This window comes from Sphingomonas sp. Leaf242, from assembly GCF_001422045.1.
Taxonomy (GTDB): domain Bacteria; phylum Pseudomonadota; class Alphaproteobacteria; order Sphingomonadales; family Sphingomonadaceae; genus Sphingomonas.
In genome coordinates, this window is record NZ_LMLW01000008.1 from 133,168 (window position 1) to 148,784 (window position 15,617).

At 65.9% G+C, this 15,617-nt stretch carries 18 protein-coding genes; 9 read left to right on the forward strand and 9 right to left on the reverse strand.

Annotated features, from left to right (window positions below; all coding sequences use genetic code 11):
* Positions 1-73 precede the first annotated feature (73 nt).
* The 8 genes from ASF09_RS08445 to ASF09_RS08480 all read right to left on the reverse strand — a co-directional run bounded on the left by ASF09_RS08445 (position 74) and on the right by ASF09_RS08480 (position 9,151).
* A complete protein-coding gene (locus ASF09_RS08445) occupies positions 74-1,180 on the reverse strand; it encodes a PepSY-associated TM helix domain-containing protein (RefSeq protein WP_060525835.1) in 1,107 nt (368 codons plus the stop codon).
* Positions 1,181-1,334: 154 nt separating this feature from the next.
* Positions 1,335-2,018 carry a Fe2+-dependent dioxygenase gene (locus ASF09_RS08450; protein WP_060525836.1) on the reverse strand — a complete coding sequence of 228 codons (684 nt, stop codon included), beginning with the start codon at positions 2,016-2,018 and terminating at the stop codon, positions 1,335-1,337.
* Positions 2,012-2,758, reverse strand: a complete 747-nt coding sequence (locus tag ASF09_RS08455; RefSeq protein WP_060525837.1) for a tetratricopeptide repeat protein — start codon at positions 2,756-2,758, stop codon at positions 2,012-2,014. The genes ASF09_RS08450 and ASF09_RS08455 overlap by 7 nt, the downstream gene beginning before the upstream one ends.
* Before the next feature lie 7 nt (positions 2,759-2,765).
* Positions 2,766-5,225 carry a TonB-dependent receptor gene (locus ASF09_RS08460; RefSeq protein ID WP_060525838.1) on the reverse strand — a complete coding sequence of 820 codons (2,460 nt, stop codon included), beginning with the start codon at positions 5,223-5,225 and terminating at the stop codon, positions 2,766-2,768.
* 101 nt (positions 5,226-5,326) lie between these two features.
* On the reverse strand, positions 5,327-5,569 hold the full coding sequence (locus ASF09_RS08465; RefSeq protein ID WP_060525839.1) for a ribbon-helix-helix domain-containing protein: 243 nt from the start codon (positions 5,567-5,569) through the stop codon (positions 5,327-5,329).
* 16 nt (positions 5,570-5,585) lie between these two features.
* The gene (cobT, locus tag ASF09_RS08470) at positions 5,586-7,409 is read right to left on the reverse strand and encodes a cobaltochelatase subunit CobT (RefSeq protein ID WP_060525840.1); all 1,824 of its coding nucleotides are present in this window, start codon (positions 7,407-7,409) and stop codon (positions 5,586-5,588) included.
* A 4-nt stretch (positions 7,410-7,413) separates the two neighbouring features.
* A complete protein-coding gene (gene cobS, locus ASF09_RS08475) occupies positions 7,414-8,418 on the reverse strand; it encodes a cobaltochelatase subunit CobS (RefSeq protein ID WP_056052421.1) in 1,005 nt (334 codons plus the stop codon).
* 43 nt (positions 8,419-8,461) lie between these two features.
* The gene (locus ASF09_RS08480; RefSeq protein ID WP_060525841.1) at positions 8,462-9,151 is read right to left on the reverse strand and encodes a winged helix-turn-helix transcriptional regulator; all 690 of its coding nucleotides are present in this window, start codon (positions 9,149-9,151) and stop codon (positions 8,462-8,464) included.
* A 74-nt stretch (positions 9,152-9,225) separates the two neighbouring features.
* Between ASF09_RS08480 and ASF09_RS08485 the strand changes: the two genes are divergently transcribed.
* The 3 genes from ASF09_RS08485 to ASF09_RS08495 all read left to right on the forward strand — a co-directional run bounded on the left by ASF09_RS08485 (position 9,226) and on the right by ASF09_RS08495 (position 10,546).
* Positions 9,226-9,654: a VOC family protein gene (locus tag ASF09_RS08485; RefSeq protein ID WP_060525842.1), complete on the forward strand. Its 429-nt coding sequence runs from the start codon at positions 9,226-9,228 to the stop codon at positions 9,652-9,654.
* A gap of 152 nt (positions 9,655-9,806) precedes the next feature.
* Entirely contained in the window at positions 9,807-10,100 is a 294-nt protein-coding gene (locus ASF09_RS19760; protein WP_235529759.1) for a hypothetical protein, read from the forward strand.
* Complete coding sequence (locus ASF09_RS08495; protein ID WP_060525844.1) at positions 10,097-10,546, forward strand: SRPBCC family protein; 450 nt, start codon at positions 10,097-10,099, stop codon at positions 10,544-10,546. Before ASF09_RS19760 ends, ASF09_RS08495 begins: the two co-directional genes overlap by 4 nt.
* Before the next feature lie 60 nt (positions 10,547-10,606).
* On the opposite strand, the gene ASF09_RS08500 is transcribed toward ASF09_RS08495, so the two are convergent.
* Positions 10,607-11,131 (reverse strand): J domain-containing protein, encoded by a 525-nt coding sequence (locus tag ASF09_RS08500; protein WP_082444197.1) that lies wholly within the window; start codon positions 11,129-11,131, stop codon positions 10,607-10,609.
* A gap of 123 nt (positions 11,132-11,254) precedes the next feature.
* Between ASF09_RS08500 and ASF09_RS08505 the strand changes: the two genes are divergently transcribed.
* From ASF09_RS08505 to ASF09_RS08530, 6 genes are all read left to right on the forward strand, one after another.
* Complete coding sequence (locus ASF09_RS08505; RefSeq protein WP_060525846.1) at positions 11,255-11,542, forward strand: BolA family protein; 288 nt, start codon at positions 11,255-11,257, stop codon at positions 11,540-11,542.
* Positions 11,542-12,249, forward strand: a complete 708-nt coding sequence (locus ASF09_RS08510; RefSeq protein WP_060525847.1) for a glutathione S-transferase — start codon at positions 11,542-11,544, stop codon at positions 12,247-12,249. The genes ASF09_RS08505 and ASF09_RS08510 overlap by 1 nt, the downstream gene beginning before the upstream one ends.
* A gap of 148 nt (positions 12,250-12,397) precedes the next feature.
* Entirely contained in the window at positions 12,398-12,847 is a 450-nt protein-coding gene (locus ASF09_RS08515; protein WP_082444247.1) for an NUDIX hydrolase, read from the forward strand.
* A gap of 4 nt (positions 12,848-12,851) precedes the next feature.
* The gene (locus ASF09_RS08520; RefSeq protein WP_060525849.1) at positions 12,852-13,751 is read left to right on the forward strand and encodes a pirin family protein; all 900 of its coding nucleotides are present in this window, start codon (positions 12,852-12,854) and stop codon (positions 13,749-13,751) included.
* A gap of 140 nt (positions 13,752-13,891) precedes the next feature.
* Positions 13,892-14,770, forward strand: coding sequence for an alpha/beta fold hydrolase (locus ASF09_RS08525; RefSeq protein ID WP_443024976.1), 879 nt, complete (start codon positions 13,892-13,894; stop codon positions 14,768-14,770).
* 296 nt (positions 14,771-15,066) lie between these two features.
* Positions 15,067-15,546: an RcnB family protein gene (locus tag ASF09_RS08530; RefSeq protein WP_060525850.1), complete on the forward strand. Its 480-nt coding sequence runs from the start codon at positions 15,067-15,069 to the stop codon at positions 15,544-15,546.
* The last annotated feature ends 71 nt before the right edge of the window (positions 15,547-15,617 follow it).

Below are 15,617 nucleotides of genomic sequence, written 5' to 3' on the forward strand. Positions count from 1 at the left end.
TAGTCCCAAACCCCTCACCCTCCCGTCGCCAAGAGGCTCCTCCTTCCCTCTCCTCGAATGGGCGAGGGAAAGCTTACGCCGCCCGCTTGGCCGCGAGTTCCGCCTTCCACCCCCGTGCACGCCACCACATGATCACGCCGGTCACCGCCAGCACCGCCGGCAAAATTCCGCCGATAAAGATGATCACCTGCCACAGAGCACCCATGTCAGTGCCGTCGTGGATCCGCCGCATCCATCGCGCCACCCCGCCCTGCGGCCGCGCGGGGGCAGCGGTCGCGCCGCCGGTGTCATCGGCGATCTTCACCCCGACCGGCGTCGTCCCGCGCGCGAACGTCACGGTCCAGTCGGCGCTGAGATCGGTCGGCCATGCGACACTGCGGAGCGGCGCGCCACCCGCCAGCGCGCGCGCCTTGCCGATCGCCACGGCAAGCGGTTGCGCCGGCTTGGCCAGCGGTTTCGCGCGCATCATCGCGCCGCGATCGGGCCCGCCTCTCGGCCGCGACGCCTCCCCGGTGATCTTGCCGAAGAATTGCGGGAACGAGATCCACGCGCCGGTCAGCGACAGCACGAACAGCGGCAGCGCGATCCAGAACCCGAACAGATGATGCAGGTTGGTATCGACATTACGATGTCGCCGGAACCGCAGCCCGCGCGACCATTTGCCGACCGTCGGCCACCACAGCCAGAGCCCGGTGAAGCACGACACCATCATCGCCACGCCGATCCAGCCGACAATCGAGCGCCCTACGCCGGGCAGTTGCAGGCTGCCATGCAGCACGTGGAGAAACCGCACGAGCCCACCGTTCGACGGCGACACCTCCAGCACGCGCGCGGTCGGCGGATCGAGATAGACCATCGTCCGCTGCGGCGGTCCCGGTCGCTTGGGCGCGGTCCCGGCGGCGGCGGCAATGACGACCGGCCCGCCATCGTCGGGCATCGTCAGCTGCGCGATCCGCTCGCCGTGAGTCAGCCGGGTCGCCGCTGCCGCAACATAGGCGTCCGGGCCGAGGACCGTCGTTCCCGACACCGCATAACGGCTCGGATCGACGATCCGGTCGAGCGCATCATGCCACACCAGCGCCGCGCCGCTCAGCGAGAGCGGGATGATCAGGATCGCGAGGATCAGCCCGATCCACTTATGGACCTGAAACCAGGCCCGTCGCATCGCCAATTTACTCATCGAATATTCCCCCGTTCGTGGAGCGTGGCATGGCAGGCGTACGCAAGTCCATCCTTCCCCTCCCCGTCATCCTGACGAAAGTCAGGACCCAGAGCCAAGCAGCGTAAGGCCCGTGATCCTGGGTCCTGACTTTCGTCAGGATGACGGACCGTGCTCAGACATCCGCCCAGCGGCGCAGCAGATTATGATACACCCCCGTCAGCCGCACCGTCGCCGGATCGCCCTGCCCCTGCGCGGCCGCGACCGCCTGCACGCCTTGGTCGAGATCGAACAGGATCCGCCGCGCGCCGTCGTCGCGAACCATCGACTGCAACCAGAAGAACGATGCCACCCGCACGCCGCGCGTGACCGGCGCGACGCGGTGGAGGCTGGAGGCGGGGTACACCACCATGTGCCCCGCCGGCAGCTTGACCGATTGCGGGCCGAACTGATCCTCGATCACGAGTTCGCCGCCATCGTAGCTCTCGGGGTCGGCGAGAAAGAGCGTCGCCGACAGGTCGCTGCGAATGCGGAAGTCGGAGCCGCGCTTGATCCGGATCGCAGTGTCGACGTGCAGTCCGAAATCCTGGCCGCCGGCGTAGCGGTTGAACAGCGGCGGAAAAACTTTCAGCGGCAGCGCAGCGGCGACGAACAACGCCGACCGTCCGAGCGCATCGAGGATGATACCGCCAGCCTCGCGCGCGGCAGCGGAATCCTCCGGCAGTTGCTCGTTGCGCTTGGCGAGCGCCGATTGCTGACCAGACGTCGCGTTGCCGTCGATCCATTCGGCGGCATCGATAATGCGCCGAACCCGCGCCACTTCCGCCGGATCGAGCACATCGGGAACGGCGATCAGCATGCCGCACCTTCACGCAATGCGGCCACGCCAGCAGTGCGGAACGCGGGAATATCGCTAGCCGCCAGCCATGCTACGGCCTTGCCCAGAAACGCCGCGTTGCCCCGCGCGCCGGCTCGTTTCAACCAGACCAGCGCCGCGTCGACATCCCCCGCCGCGCCCAGCATCCGCGCGTGATTGAAGCATCCGCGGAAATCGCCGCCCTCCGCTGCCCGTGCATAGCATTCAGCGGCCCGCACCAGATCGCGCTCGCACGCCCAGCCGTCTTCCGCAAAACTGCCGACGAAGTTGATCGCCTTCGCACTGGCGAGCCCCGAATCCATCGCCGCGACCGTCTCCAGCAAGGCCAATGCCGCCGGCTTGTCTTCGCCGACACCCTCCCCCAGCGCGAGCAGCGTCGCGTAATTATACATCGCCCAATCGAGCCCGCGCTCGGCGGCGATCCGGTAGCATTGCGACGCGCGCGCCTTGTCGACGGCCGTGCCCCAGCCGAGATCGTAGCAGCGCCCGACCATGTTGAGCGCCATCACGTGATGCTGCGCCGCCGCCTTGGTAAACCACCCAAGCGCCGCTACCGGATCGGCCACGACGCCGGTGCCGTCCAGCAGCATCTGGCCGTACACCGCCTGAGCCTCCGCCACGCCCGCGTCTGCCGCCTCGCGCACGAACGCCGCACGCTCCTCCGGACTTCCGGAGAGGCGCGCGGCGATGGCGTCGGGCGTGAGGGTATCGATCGCCGTCATATCATCCTCAGAACCGCAGGTTCACCGTGCCGAAGATCGTGCGGCCGGCCGCGAGCGTGGCGTAGTGGCTGGCATAGGTCTGCGAGAAATAGGTCTTGTTCGTCAAATTCTGCGCGTTGACGCTGAGGTCGACATTGTCGGTCAGCTTGTAGCTCGCGCGTGCATCGAAGCGCCAGTAGTCGGGGGTGCTGCGCGTCAGGACCTTGGTCGCCGGGTTGACCAACACGACGCCCGCGGCAGTCTGCGTCGCGGTGCGATTGTCCGCATAGCCGCCGATCTGCTCGTCCATGTACAGAGCCGTACCGCCGATCTGGAGCCGCTTGGTCACGGTGACGTTCGTCGTCGCGGTGAAGCTGTTCTTCGCGGTCTGCGGGACCTGCTTGCCGGTGTTGACCGACACGACGCCGATCGTCCGGGCCGGCTGGATGACGGTGGTGACGCCGTTCGCGGTGCGCGTGATCGCCGGCGCGGTCAGGATCGTCGAGCCACCGTCGATGATCTTCGGATCGAGATGCGTGAACCCGCCGAACACGGTCCAGCCGGGCAGGATCGTCCCGCTGACGTTGAACTCGACGCCACGGATCCGCGTCTCGCCGATGAACGACGCGGTGTTGTTGTCGTCGAGCACGCGGGCATTGGCGATGTCGGTCTGGAACACAGCCGCCCCGAGCTGGAGCTTTTCACCGAACAGGCTGGCCTTGGCGCCGACCTCATACGACTTCGTCTTTTGCGGCTTCAGCAAATTGAGCGTTGCTGCCGTGATCGAATTGTCCTCGCGGCCTTCGCCGAGCAGGCTGTTGGGCGGCGTCGCGGCGGTCGCGTAGCTTGCGTACAGGCTGGTCTCCGGCGTCGGCTTGAACACGAGGCCCGCCTGCCAGTTGAACAGGTTGTCGACGCGCTTGATCCGCGTCTGCTGGGCACCCGGAAGGATGACGGTCGATTGGAACCGATCGTAGCGTGCGCCGAGGTTCAGGATCAGCGCCGGCATCAGCGTGATCGAATCGAACGCATAGACTGCCTTCGTGTTTGCGTCGTTCTGCGTCTCGGTCGAGGTCGCGCCCTTCACGACCGGCGTCGGCGTGGTCGACGTGTCGCTCGTGTAGTTGACCCACGGTGCGTTCGGGTTCGGGTTGAACAGGCTCACGCAATAGGACCGCGCGATCGTCGCGGTATTGCAACGTGGCGAGATCGTCGATCCGTTCGCCGACACGAACGCGCCGCGCCGCGTCTTCTCCCACGAGATCTCGGTGCCCAGCGAGAAGCTGTGCTCGATGCTCCCTGTATTGAACTTGCCGTACAGGTCGGTCTGGTCGACGATGCTCTCGCTATAGCCGTACCGCGTGTTGCCGCGGGTCCAGACATAGCCGCCATTGGTCACGTTCGCGCCGGTGTTGGTCGCGGTGGTACCGTAGACATTGCCCTGGCTGTCGTCGGGCAGCGTGAAGATATAGCTCTGGTCGCTGTGCGTGTAGCGCGCGGTGTTGCGCAGGGTGATGCCGCCGAAATCATGCTCGACGCGGATCGTCGCTTGGTTGGTGTTGGCATCGCGGAAATCGCGATTGGCCAAGCCGTAGAAGTTCTTGCGCGAGACGTAGCCGGTCTGGCCGCCGGCGGTCATCACGGTACCGAGCGCAGGCTGGGTCGAGATGTTGCCTGTGCCGGGGTGGTTGGCGATCGTGTAGAGATACGGGATGCCGCTGTCGGGCAGTTCGCTGCTCTCCATGTGATAGAAGCTGGCGGTCAGCCGGGTCGGGGTGCCGAGCCCGACCGCGAACGACGGTGCGATACCCCAGCGCTTCGACCAGATCGCATCGCGCCCGGCGACATCCTGATCGTGCCACATGCCTTCGATGCGGAACGCGGCGGTGTCGGAAATCTTGAGGTTCACGTCGCCGGTGATGCGCTTGTAGTCCGCCTCGCCGTAGCTGCCGCTGAGCGATCCAAAGTTCTCGAGCTGCGGCAGGCGCGACAGGATGTTGATCGTGCCGCCGGCCGAGCCACGTCCGCCGAGCGTCGAATCCGAGCCGCGGACGATCTGCACCGAGTCGACCGCGAACACTTCGCGCGTCTGTGCGGCGAGATCTCGGACGCCGTCGACATAGATGCTGCCCTGGCTGTCGAAGCCGCGGATGAAGGGGCGGTCGCCGATCGGGTTGCCACCCTCGGCCGCGCCGAAGGTGATGCCGGGAACGGTCCGCAGCGCATCGGCGAGGCTGTTCGATCCGGTCTGTTCGATCACTTCCTTCGGCAGGACGATCACCGAGCGCGGCGTGTCGACCAGTGGCGCGACCTGCTTGGGGCCGGAGTCGCGCTCGCGCTGACCGTTGACGAGGATTTCATCGCGTTGCTGCGCATCGGTCAGCGGTGCCGCGGGCTTGTCGGCATCCGCGGCATAGGCCGGCGCGGTGGCGAACGCGCCGACGCACGACAGAGCGAGAAACGCTGGCACGGTGGACGAACGCGGCATGGATGCACGCGGCGATGGTAGCGACATAGACAAACCCCTTTGCTCTTGCAGGGCTCGCTATTGAGAGTCGTTCGCACTGTCAACGCTAATGCGAGTTGTTCTCAACTTATATCGTCAAACAGCCATGTTCTTAACGCGCTAGCTAGGTTCGGTGGATCGTCCGCGACGATGCGGATCGCGTCGATTTCGGCGACGAGCGCGGACAACGGCAAACCGAGACGACCGGCTGTGGCCTCGAGCGCCTGCCAGAAGACGGGCTCGAGGCTGATCGAGGTCTGATGGCCGGCGATCGTGATCGAGCGCTTGACGGGGCCATGGAATCCGCCGGCTGGCGCAGCGATCACGCCGCCCGCCTGAGGATCACTCGGTATCGAACAGCGAAGCCAGCTGTTCGATGATCGTCCCGCCAAGCTGCTCGACGTCCATGATCGTCACGGCGCGCGCGTAATAGCGGGTGACGTCGTGGCCGATGCCGATCGCGACCAGCTCGACCGGCGACTTGCTCTCGATCCAGCCAATCACTTGGCGGAGGTGCCGTTCGAGATACGAGCCGGAGTTCACGCTGAGCGTCGAATCGTCGACCGGCGCGCCGTCGCTGATCACCATCAGGATACGGCGTTCCTCGGGCCGCGCGACCAGACGCGCATGCGCCCACATCAGCGCCTCGCCGTCGATATTCTCCTTCAGCAACCCCTCGCGCATCATCAGGCCCAGCGAGTTGCGCGCGCGGCGCCACGGCTCGTCGGCGCGCTTGTAGACGATGTGGCGGATGTCGTTGAGCCGGCCCGGCTGCGGCGGACGTCCTGCGGCCAGCCAGGTTTCGCGCGACTGCCCGCCCTTCCAGGCGCGCGTGGTGAAGCCGAGGATCTCGGTCTTCACCCCGCACCGCTCCAGCGTGCGGGCGAGAATGTCCGCGCTGATAGCCGCGATCGAGATCGGGCGACCGCGCATCGAGCCGGAGTTGTCGATCAACAACGTCACCACGGTGTCGCGGAAATCGGTCTCGCGTTCGGCCTTGTAGCTGAGCGACAGCGTCGGGTTGACGATCACGCGTGCGAGGCGCGCCGCGTCGAGGATGCCCTCCTCCTGGTCGAAATCCCACGACCGCGACTGCTGCGCCATCAAACGGCGCTGGAGCCGGTTCGCGAGCTTCGACACGGTCGACTGCAGATGCACGAGCTGCTGGTCGAGATAGCCGCGCAGGCGGGCGAGTTCGTCGGCGTCGCACAGCTCGGTGGCGGCGATCACCTCGTCGAACTGCGTCGTCCACGGCTTGTAGTCGAACGCGCCGCCCATGTCCGCGAAGGGACGGTTCGGGCGGACCGGCTGCATGCCTTCCTCGCCGTCGTCGCCCGGCTCGCCGTCGATGTCGTCCATCGACTCGTCGCTCTGCTCCTGGCCGTCGCTTTCCTCGTTCTGCTGCTCGGACTGTTCGCCGCGCGCCTCGACTTCGCCCTGGCCGTCCTCGCCCTGATCGTCGCCTTCGTCGCCCTCGTCCTGCTGCTGCTCGTCGGTGCCCTCGTCCTCGGAGCCGCCCTCGTCGCTCTCCTCGGGGACCTGATCGCCCTCGACCAGTTCCAGCTCCTGCAGCATCTTCCGCGCAAGCCCCTGAAACGCCTTCTGGTCGTCGAGCGCATAGGCCAGCGCGTCGAGATCGGTCTTGCTCTCGATCCACTCGCGAACCAGCGCGAGCCCCGGCGCGGCGATAGCGGGTGATTCCTGCCCGGTCAGCCGCTCGCGCACCATCAGGCCGAGCGCGGTCGACAAGGGTACCTCGTCGCGATTGCGCGCGCGCGTGATCGGATCGGCGCGAAGACGTACGTCGAGCGCGCTGTTTAGATTGTCGGAAATACCCAGATAGCCACGCCCGCCGAGCGCCTCGACACGCGCGTTCTCCACCGAATCGAAGACCGCGCGCGCCACCGCCTCAATCGGCGCCGCGCGACTATGCAGCGCGATGTCGTGATGCTTCAACCGCAGCGCAAAGCCGTCGGCAAACCCCCGCGCCTCGGCGACCTGCTCGAGCGGCAGGGCACGCGCGGGCATCGGCACCTTGATGTGCTTGCCGCTTTGCGTAGGTGCATCGGCAGTAAAGGCGAGTTCGACCTCCGGCTCCTCCGAGATCGCACGCGCGGTACCGGCTAGAACCGCTTTGAAGCGATCGAGAGGGGTTTCGTTGGCCAAAGGTCTAGGCCTTGCCCACCACGCTCTCGGGAAGATCCTTGCCGAACACGCGCTGGTAATATTCGGCGACCAGCGGCCGCTCCGCCTCGTCGCACTTGTTGAGGAAGCTCAACCGGAACGCGAAGCCGACGTCGCCAAAGATCAGCGCGTTCTGCGCCCAGGTGATCACCGTACGCGGGCTCATCACGGTCGAGATGTCGCCGTTGACGAAGCCCTTGCGCGTCATGTCGGCGACCCGGACCATGTTCTCGACGGTCTTCTTGCCCTCGGGCTTGTCGTATTCGCCGGACTTGGCGAGCACGATCTGCGCTTCGACCTTGGCCGGAAGGTAGTTGAGCGTGACGACGATGTTCCAGCGGTCCATCTGACCCTGGTTGATCTGCTGCGTGCCATGATACAGCCCGCTCGTATCGCCGAGGCCGACCGTGTTGGCGGTAGCGAACAGACGGAACCACGGGTTCGGGCGGATCACGCGGTTCTGGTCGAGCAGCGTCAGCTTGCCCTCGGTCTCCAGCACGCGCTGGATCACGAACATCACGTCCGGGCGGCCGGCGTCGTACTCGTCGAACACAAGCGCGGTCGGGGTCTGCAGCGCCCAAGGGAGCAGGCCTTCGCGGAATTCGGTGATCTGCTGGCCGTCCTTCAGCACGATCGCGTCGCGGCCGATCAGGTCGATACGGCTGATATGCGCGTCGAGGTTGATGCGGATGCACGGCCATTTGAGGCGCGCCGCGACCTGCTCGATATGCGTCGACTTGCCGGTGCCGTGATAGCCCTGGACCATCACGCGACGGTTATGCGCGAAGCCGGCAAGGACGGCGAGCGTAGTGTCGGCATCGAAGACGTACGCCGGATCGAGATCGGGAACGCGCTCATCGGCTTCGGAGAAGGCCGGCACTTCCATGTCGGAATCGATCCCGAACATCTCGCGCACCTTTACCATGCGGTCGGGTGCGTCGAGGATCGTGGTCTCGCGGCTGTCGGGCTGGGTATTCGGGATATCGGTCATGTTGGCCTCGTGTTCCCCACCGCTCTAGGACAAGCGAGGGGCGTTACTCAACCGCGACCTTGTCCGGAAGCGGGAAGAGTGTGACGAACCGCTCGGCAAGCGCACGGTTCCCGGTGATCTGCAATGTGCCCGCGGCTTCGGCGTCGCGAAAGGGCCTTGCGCCATAGACGAGCGATGCGATCGTCATCGGATCGCCATCGAACGTGACGTCCGCGACCGAGGGGTCGGTGCGCACGACATGGATCGAGTCGCCATCAATTCTGCCGACGAACCCATCGCCGCCCAGCCGAAAACCGACGACCGCGGTCCAGCCATCGGCGCGCTGCCGCGAGAACATCGTCCGGAACGACAGCATCAGCGAGGCTGCGCTCAGCGGCAGGCTGGGATCATGCGCAGGCGACCGCGCCGCCCATCGACCGAGTTCGCGAATCGCGGTCTCGCTCTCATACCCCCAGCGCGTCAGTTCGTAGACCTGTACGCTGGCGGGCGACGGCAACATGCGCCGGATCAGGATGCCGGCACGCGCTAGCCCCTCCAGCCGCTGCGTCAGGACGTTCGCACTGATCCCGCCGAGATCGGCCTTCAATTCGCCGAACCGCCGCGGGCCGAACATCAGTTCGCGCACGACCAGCAACGACCAGCGCTCTCCCACCAGTTCGAGCGCCATCGCCGTGCCGCATGCATCGTCATACCACCGCTTCGACGAGTCTTCGGTTATATTTTCTAACTTCATAGTTGTTTTAGGTAACCATTGCGAGCATGCAATGCAAATACGGTGTGAAACCGAGTCGAATCAGGAGAGCAGCCATGAGCAAAGCCATCTTCGTGAATCTGCCGGTCGCCGACGTGGTGGCCGCGACGGCGTTCTACGCGGCGATCGGGTTCGAACGGGACGCGATGTTCTCGAACGATCGGGGATCGGCGATGGCGTGGTCGGACACGATCATGGTGATGCTGCTCGATCGCGCCTTTTATGCGACCTTCACGGCCAAGCAGATCATCGATGCGAAGACGACCAGTGGCGTGCTGCTGGCGCTGTCGTTCGACAGCCCGGCCGACGTCGACGCGATCACGGAAGCCGCTCTGGCGGAGGGGGGGCGTGAGTTGCACGATCCCGAGGACATGGGCTTCATGTACAGTCGCGCCTTCGAGGACCTCGACGGGCATGGCTGGGGACCGTTCTTCATGGACATGGCCGCGGCGGCGCACGCGATGGGCGAGACCCAGCCCGCCTGATCCAGCCGGGGAGACTGCGCCGACCTCGTGACATCCGGAAAGGGAAACGATGCGACCGATCATCACGGCCTATGACTGGGTTCCCGATTTCGCGAAGGGCCAGGTGCGGGACCTGCGCGTCCGCTGGGGGCTCGAGGAGGTCGGCCAGACCTATGACGCGCTGTATCTCCGGCAGGGCGAGCAAAAACAGCCGCCGCACCGCGATCGTCAACCCTTCGGGCAGGGTGCCCACGTACCAGGCGGGCGACCTGATGATGGTGGCGGTATTGCGCATGCTCGGCGGCACGCCGTTGCTCGACGCGCATCCGACACTGACCGAGTATGTCGCGCGAGTCGAAGCGCGTCCGGCCTTCGCAAGGGCACTCGCCGATCAGATGGTCGGGTTCACCGGCGCACCGCCGCCGGCGTTCGCCGCATGGCTGGCGGCACAGGGAGAGACTGAATGACCGACGCGTACGACCTGTCGATCACCCGCCTGATCGACGCCCCCGTCGAGACGGTGTGGCGTGCCTGGACCGAACATCTCGCCGACTGGTTCTGCCCGCGCCCCTGGACGACCGAGATCGTCGAACTCGACCTCCGCGCCGGCGGCCGTTGCGCGCTGATCCTCCGCGGGCCGAACGCCGAGGAAAACGCGCTCGAAGGCGTGTATCTCGACGTGACGCCGTGCTGCCGCATCGTCTCCACCGACGCGTTCACAGCGGGCTGGGTGCCCCAAACCCCGTTCATGACGCGCGTCGACGAGTTCTTCGAGGAAGACGGCAAGACCCGCTACTCCGCCACCGCCCGCCACTGGACCGCCGACGCGCGCGACAGCCATGCGGCGATGGGCTTCGAAACGGGCTGGAACGCGGCAGCCGATCAACTCGAAGAGGTTGTCCGGCGAATATAAGGAAGTAGCATCATCGCCCGGCGGGCAGCCTATGCGGACGGCGAACGAGGTGCCGGCGTATCATGCGAACGCTGCGGCGCCCTTCAGGTGCTGATACGCGGCGATCACCTTCTGCAACTCCGACTCATGCGCGCGGTCACCGCCGTTTCGATCGGGGTGATAGCGCCGGACGAGTTCGCCGTAGCGTTTGCGCAGCGCCGTACGGTCAGTGTCCGTGCCGAGCCCCAATACGCGCAACGAGCGCCGCTCGCCATCGGACAGCACGCGACCGTCCTTGCGCGCCGCCGCCATCCGCTCGCCGAACCGCGCACCGATCGCGTCGATCGGATCGGCGAAGTCCGCCCATTTCGGCGGGGTGTCGCCGCCCCCATGCGCGAACGCCCGCGTCTCGCGTTCCCAGCCCGCCATCGGTCGCTGCGCATAATGGATCTCGTCCGCGGTCATCCCGTCGAAGAAGTTATAGCCGGAGTTGAACGCGCGGACATGCTCAAGGCAGAACCAGCGGAACTGTGGCGGCCCGCCGTCGCTCGGCCCCTCCAGCGGTGGCGCGCGAAATTCGCCTGGCTCCTCGCAATCGCGCCACATGCAGACGCGACCCGTCCCTTCCACGCGGCCGTGAAACCGTGGACTGGGGCGCTCCTTGCGATTGTTCTGACCGTCTTCGCTCACTGGCTCCCCGCGCTTTCCGAAACGGGCTATATAGGTTCGATGACAGACCTCGCCACCGGCTCCGTACAGGACCAGATCACCGCCCGCCTCACCGCGGCGCTCACGCCCACACAGCTGACCGTCGTCAACGAAAGCGGACTCCATGCCGGCCACATGGGCGACGACGGCACCGGCGAGACGCATTTCCGGGTGGAGGTGGAAACCCCGAAGTTCGAAGGCCTTAATCGCGTCGCGCGCCAGCGGCTCGTGAACCAGGCGCTCGCCGAACTGTTGAGCACGAAGATTCACGCGCTCGCCATCAAGGCCCGCGCACCCGGGGAAAGCTGATGTCCTACAAGCTCTGGTACTGGCCGTCGCTGCAGGGGCGCGGCGAGTTTGTCCGGCTCGCACTGGAAGGTGCGGAGATCGCGTATGAGGACTGCGCGCGGAAGGTCGGCGAAGAAGGTTTGCTCGCCGATCTGAACGACCGCACCGGCCGCACACCGTTCGCGCCGCCCTATCTGGAGCTCGACGGCCTGGTGATCGCGCAGGTCGCCAACATCTTGATGTATCTCGGCGAGCGGCACGGCCTCGCGCCGTCGAACATGGCGGACCGGCTGTGGCTCAACCAACTCCAGCTGACGATCGCTGACCTCGTCGCGGAGGTCCACAACGTCCATCATCCGGTCGCGATGATGGACTATTACGACGACCAGAAACCCGAGGCCGCGCGGGCAGCAAAGCAGTTCCGCGAGGAGCGCCTGCCGAAGTTCCTCGGTCATTTCGAGGATGCGGCGCAGGCGAATACCGGCGACTGGCTGATCGATCACAAATGGAGCTATGCCGATACGTCGCTGTTCCAAGTGATCGAGGGGCTGCGGTATATGTTCCCGCAGCGGATGAAGACGCTGGAACCCGACTATCCGAACCTGGTCCGCATCCACGATCAGGTCGCCGAACTCCCGGGGATCAAGGCCTATCTGAAAAGCGACCGCCGCCTCGCTTTCAACACCGACGGCATTTTCCGCGCCTATCCCGAGCTTGATGCCGAATGAGTCTTGGAAACCTTCTCACGATCGGCACTTCGCCGGCCAACACCTCCCCGGCGAAGGCCGGGGTCCAGTTGGGAGAGCGGCGTAACGATGGGCAGCCCATCGCCATATCGACCTTTCCAACTGGACCCCGGCCTTCGCCGGAAAGGTGCTGGTTGTGAGGACCCCGCGCCCGGCCGCCAGGATACTGCTGGTCGACGGCCAGGACCGCGTGCTGATGTTCCGCTTCACCCCCGCCGACCGCCCGGCACTCTGGTGCACGCCGGGCGGCGCAGTCGATCCGGGCGAGAGCTACGCCGCCGCCGCTCGCCGCGAACTCTGGGAGGAGGTCGGCCTCGACATCGACTGCGGCCCCGAAGTCGCGCGCCGCGTCGTCGACTTCCGCACCTTCGAAGGCACAGAGGTCACCGCGGACGAACGCTATTTCCGGATCGATGTCGACAACTGCGACGTGAAAGCCGGCAATCTCACCGAACAGGAGAAGCAACTGCTCGTCGGTCACCGCTGGTTTTCCCGAAACGACATCGCGGGCTTCCACGAAACGCTCTATCCAGCAGACCTGGTCGAACTCCTCGACGCCACGGAACCTGCCAAGGGATAACGCCATGCTCGATGATTTCGTCCTCCAAACCATCCTGCCGTCAACGCACGATCTCGGCGGCTTCAAGGTCCACCGCACGCTGCCGAACAAGGCGCGGACTATGGTCGGCCCGTTCCTGTTCTTCGACCAGATGGGCCCGGCGCATCTCGAGGTGGGCCAAGGCATCGACGTGCGCCCGCACCCGCACATTAACCTGTCGACGGTTACGTACCTGTTCGACGGCGCGATCGACCATCGCGATTCGCTCGGCACGCAGGCGCGGATCGAGCCCGGCGCGGTCAACCTGATGACCGCGGGTCACGGCATCGTCCATTCCGAACGCTCACCGGGCGACGAGCGGGCCGAGGGGCCGAACCTGTCGGGTATCCAGACCTGGCTGGCGATGCCCGAGGCGGTCGAGGAGATCGACCCGGCGTTCGAGCACGTCACCAAGGCGCAGCTGCCGACGATCGAGGCGCACGGCGCACGCTCGCGGATCATCATGGGGAGCCTGTGGGGCCAGACCGCGCCGACCACGACCTATTCGGGGACGATCTACGCCGACATCGCACTCGATCCGGGCGCCAGCGTGCCGATCGATGCCGCGGCGGAAGAGCGCGCGATCTATCTTGCGATGGGCGAGGCGACGCTGGAGGGCGTGAAGCTGGAGCCGCAGGTGCTGTACGTGCTCCGCCCCGGCATCTCGGCGACGCTACGGTCCGCACACGGCGGCCGGGCGATGCTCTGCGGTGGCGATGCGTTCACGACGCCGCGCCACGTCTGGTGGAACTTCGTGAGTTCCAGTCGCGACCGCATCGAACAGGCAAAGCGCGACTGGAATGCGGGCAACTTCCCGAAAGTGCCCGGCGACGAGAAGGAATGGATCGAAATCCCTGCGATCCCGAAGACGGTCAGCTATCCGTGACTCCTCCCCTCCCGCAAGCGGGAGGGGAGCAGAAGACGTAATCTCCCCTCCCGCTTGCGGGAGGGGCCGGGGGAGGGCATGATCCAAGGGCAGCGCGACGGGTAGGCCCTCCCCTAACCCCTCCCGCCAGCGGGAGGGGAATGATGTCGGACCTGCAACGCATCGCGTTATCCACCGGAATCGAACTCGACGTCGCGATCAGCGGCGCCCCCGCGAACCCGCCCGTCATCCTCCTCCACGGCTTCCCCGAATCGCACCGCACCTGGCGCGACATCGCCCCGGATCTTGCCCGCGACCATTACGTGATCGCCCCCGACCAGCGCGGCTTCGCACGCTCGTCCAAGCCGGAGGGCGTCGACAGCTACACCCCCGACAAGATCGTCGCCGACCTGATCGCGCTCGCCGACCATCTCAAGATCGACCGCTTCACGCTGATCGGCCACGACTGGGGCGGCGCGGTGTCCTGGATGGCCGCGCTGCGCCACCCCGAGCGCATCGCGAAGCTCGTCATCATCAACGCCCCCCACCCGCTCGTCTTCCAGCGCACCATGTTCGACGACCTCGACCAGCGCGCGGCCAGCCAGTATATCCGCGCCTTCCGCAACCCCGATCTCGAAATGCACATCGCCGCGATCGGCCTCGAAACCTTCTTCGACACCAGTTTCTCGAAACATGCCGATCTCGCCGCGATGGCCGAGGACAAGGCCGCCTATCTCGACGAATGGGGCCAGCCCGGCGCGATCACCGGCATGCTCAACTGGTACCGCGCGAGCGCGATCGTCGTTCCCGCGATGGACGAGACTCCGCTCCGCCCGGCCTTTCTCGACGCACCGTTCCCGCCGACCGCGATGCCGGTGCTGGTGATCTGGGGAATGCAGGACAGCGCGTTGCTGCCGAGCCAGCTCGATCTTACTGAGTACGTGCCGGCCCTCACGATCGAGAAGATCGACGCAGGCCATTTCGTGCCCTGGCAAAAGCCCGACGCAGTGATCGCCGCGATGCGCCGCTGGGGAATCTGACACGACCACCAGTCAGCATTGTACGTACCGCTGGCCTACGTTGAAACCACCCCGGCGAAGGCCGGGGCCCAATCGGGTAACGACCGAAATTTGGAACGGCGCTACGTTACTGCAACCTCTCCAATTGGACCCCGGCCTTCGCCGGGGTGGTTTGACGGTTAATAGGGCAGGAAACACAGGATCGGACATGCGCCACCTGTCTGAATCCTGACGACCGCATTCGGCGATCGTTCAGCGCGACGGGCGCAAAACGCTGTCCATGCCGTCGATTCGGCGTCGAACACAGGAGAGCAATCATGCGCAAGATGATCCTCGCGGCCGTCGCCGCCGCCACCCTCGTCCCAACCGTCGCCACCGCGCAGAGCTACGGCGAAGTCCGCCGCGACCAGCGCGAGGTCCGCGAAAGCCAGCGCGACCTCCAGCGCGCGCGCCGCTACGGCGACCGTCACGATGTCCGCGAAGCCCGCCAGGAACTGCGCGAAGACCGCCGCGAGGCGCGCGAGGACTGGCGCGACTATCGCCGCACGCACGGCGACCTCTACCGCCGTCCGGCCTATGCCGGCCCGCGCGGCTATCGCTATCGCCCGGTCAACGTCGGCTACCGGTTCGCGCCGGAATATTACGGTCGCAACTACTGGATCAACGACTATCAGACCTATCGCCTGTCGCGCCCGGCCTACGGCTATCAGCGCTGGGTCCGCTACGGCCGCGACGTCGTCTTGGTCGACACGCGCTCGGGACAAGTGGTTCAGGTCAACAACGGCTTCTTCTACTGAGCCGGACGTCCCCTCCGTCACCCCGGACTTGTTCCGGGGTCCACCGGTCCGCAAACTCGAAGCAATCGATG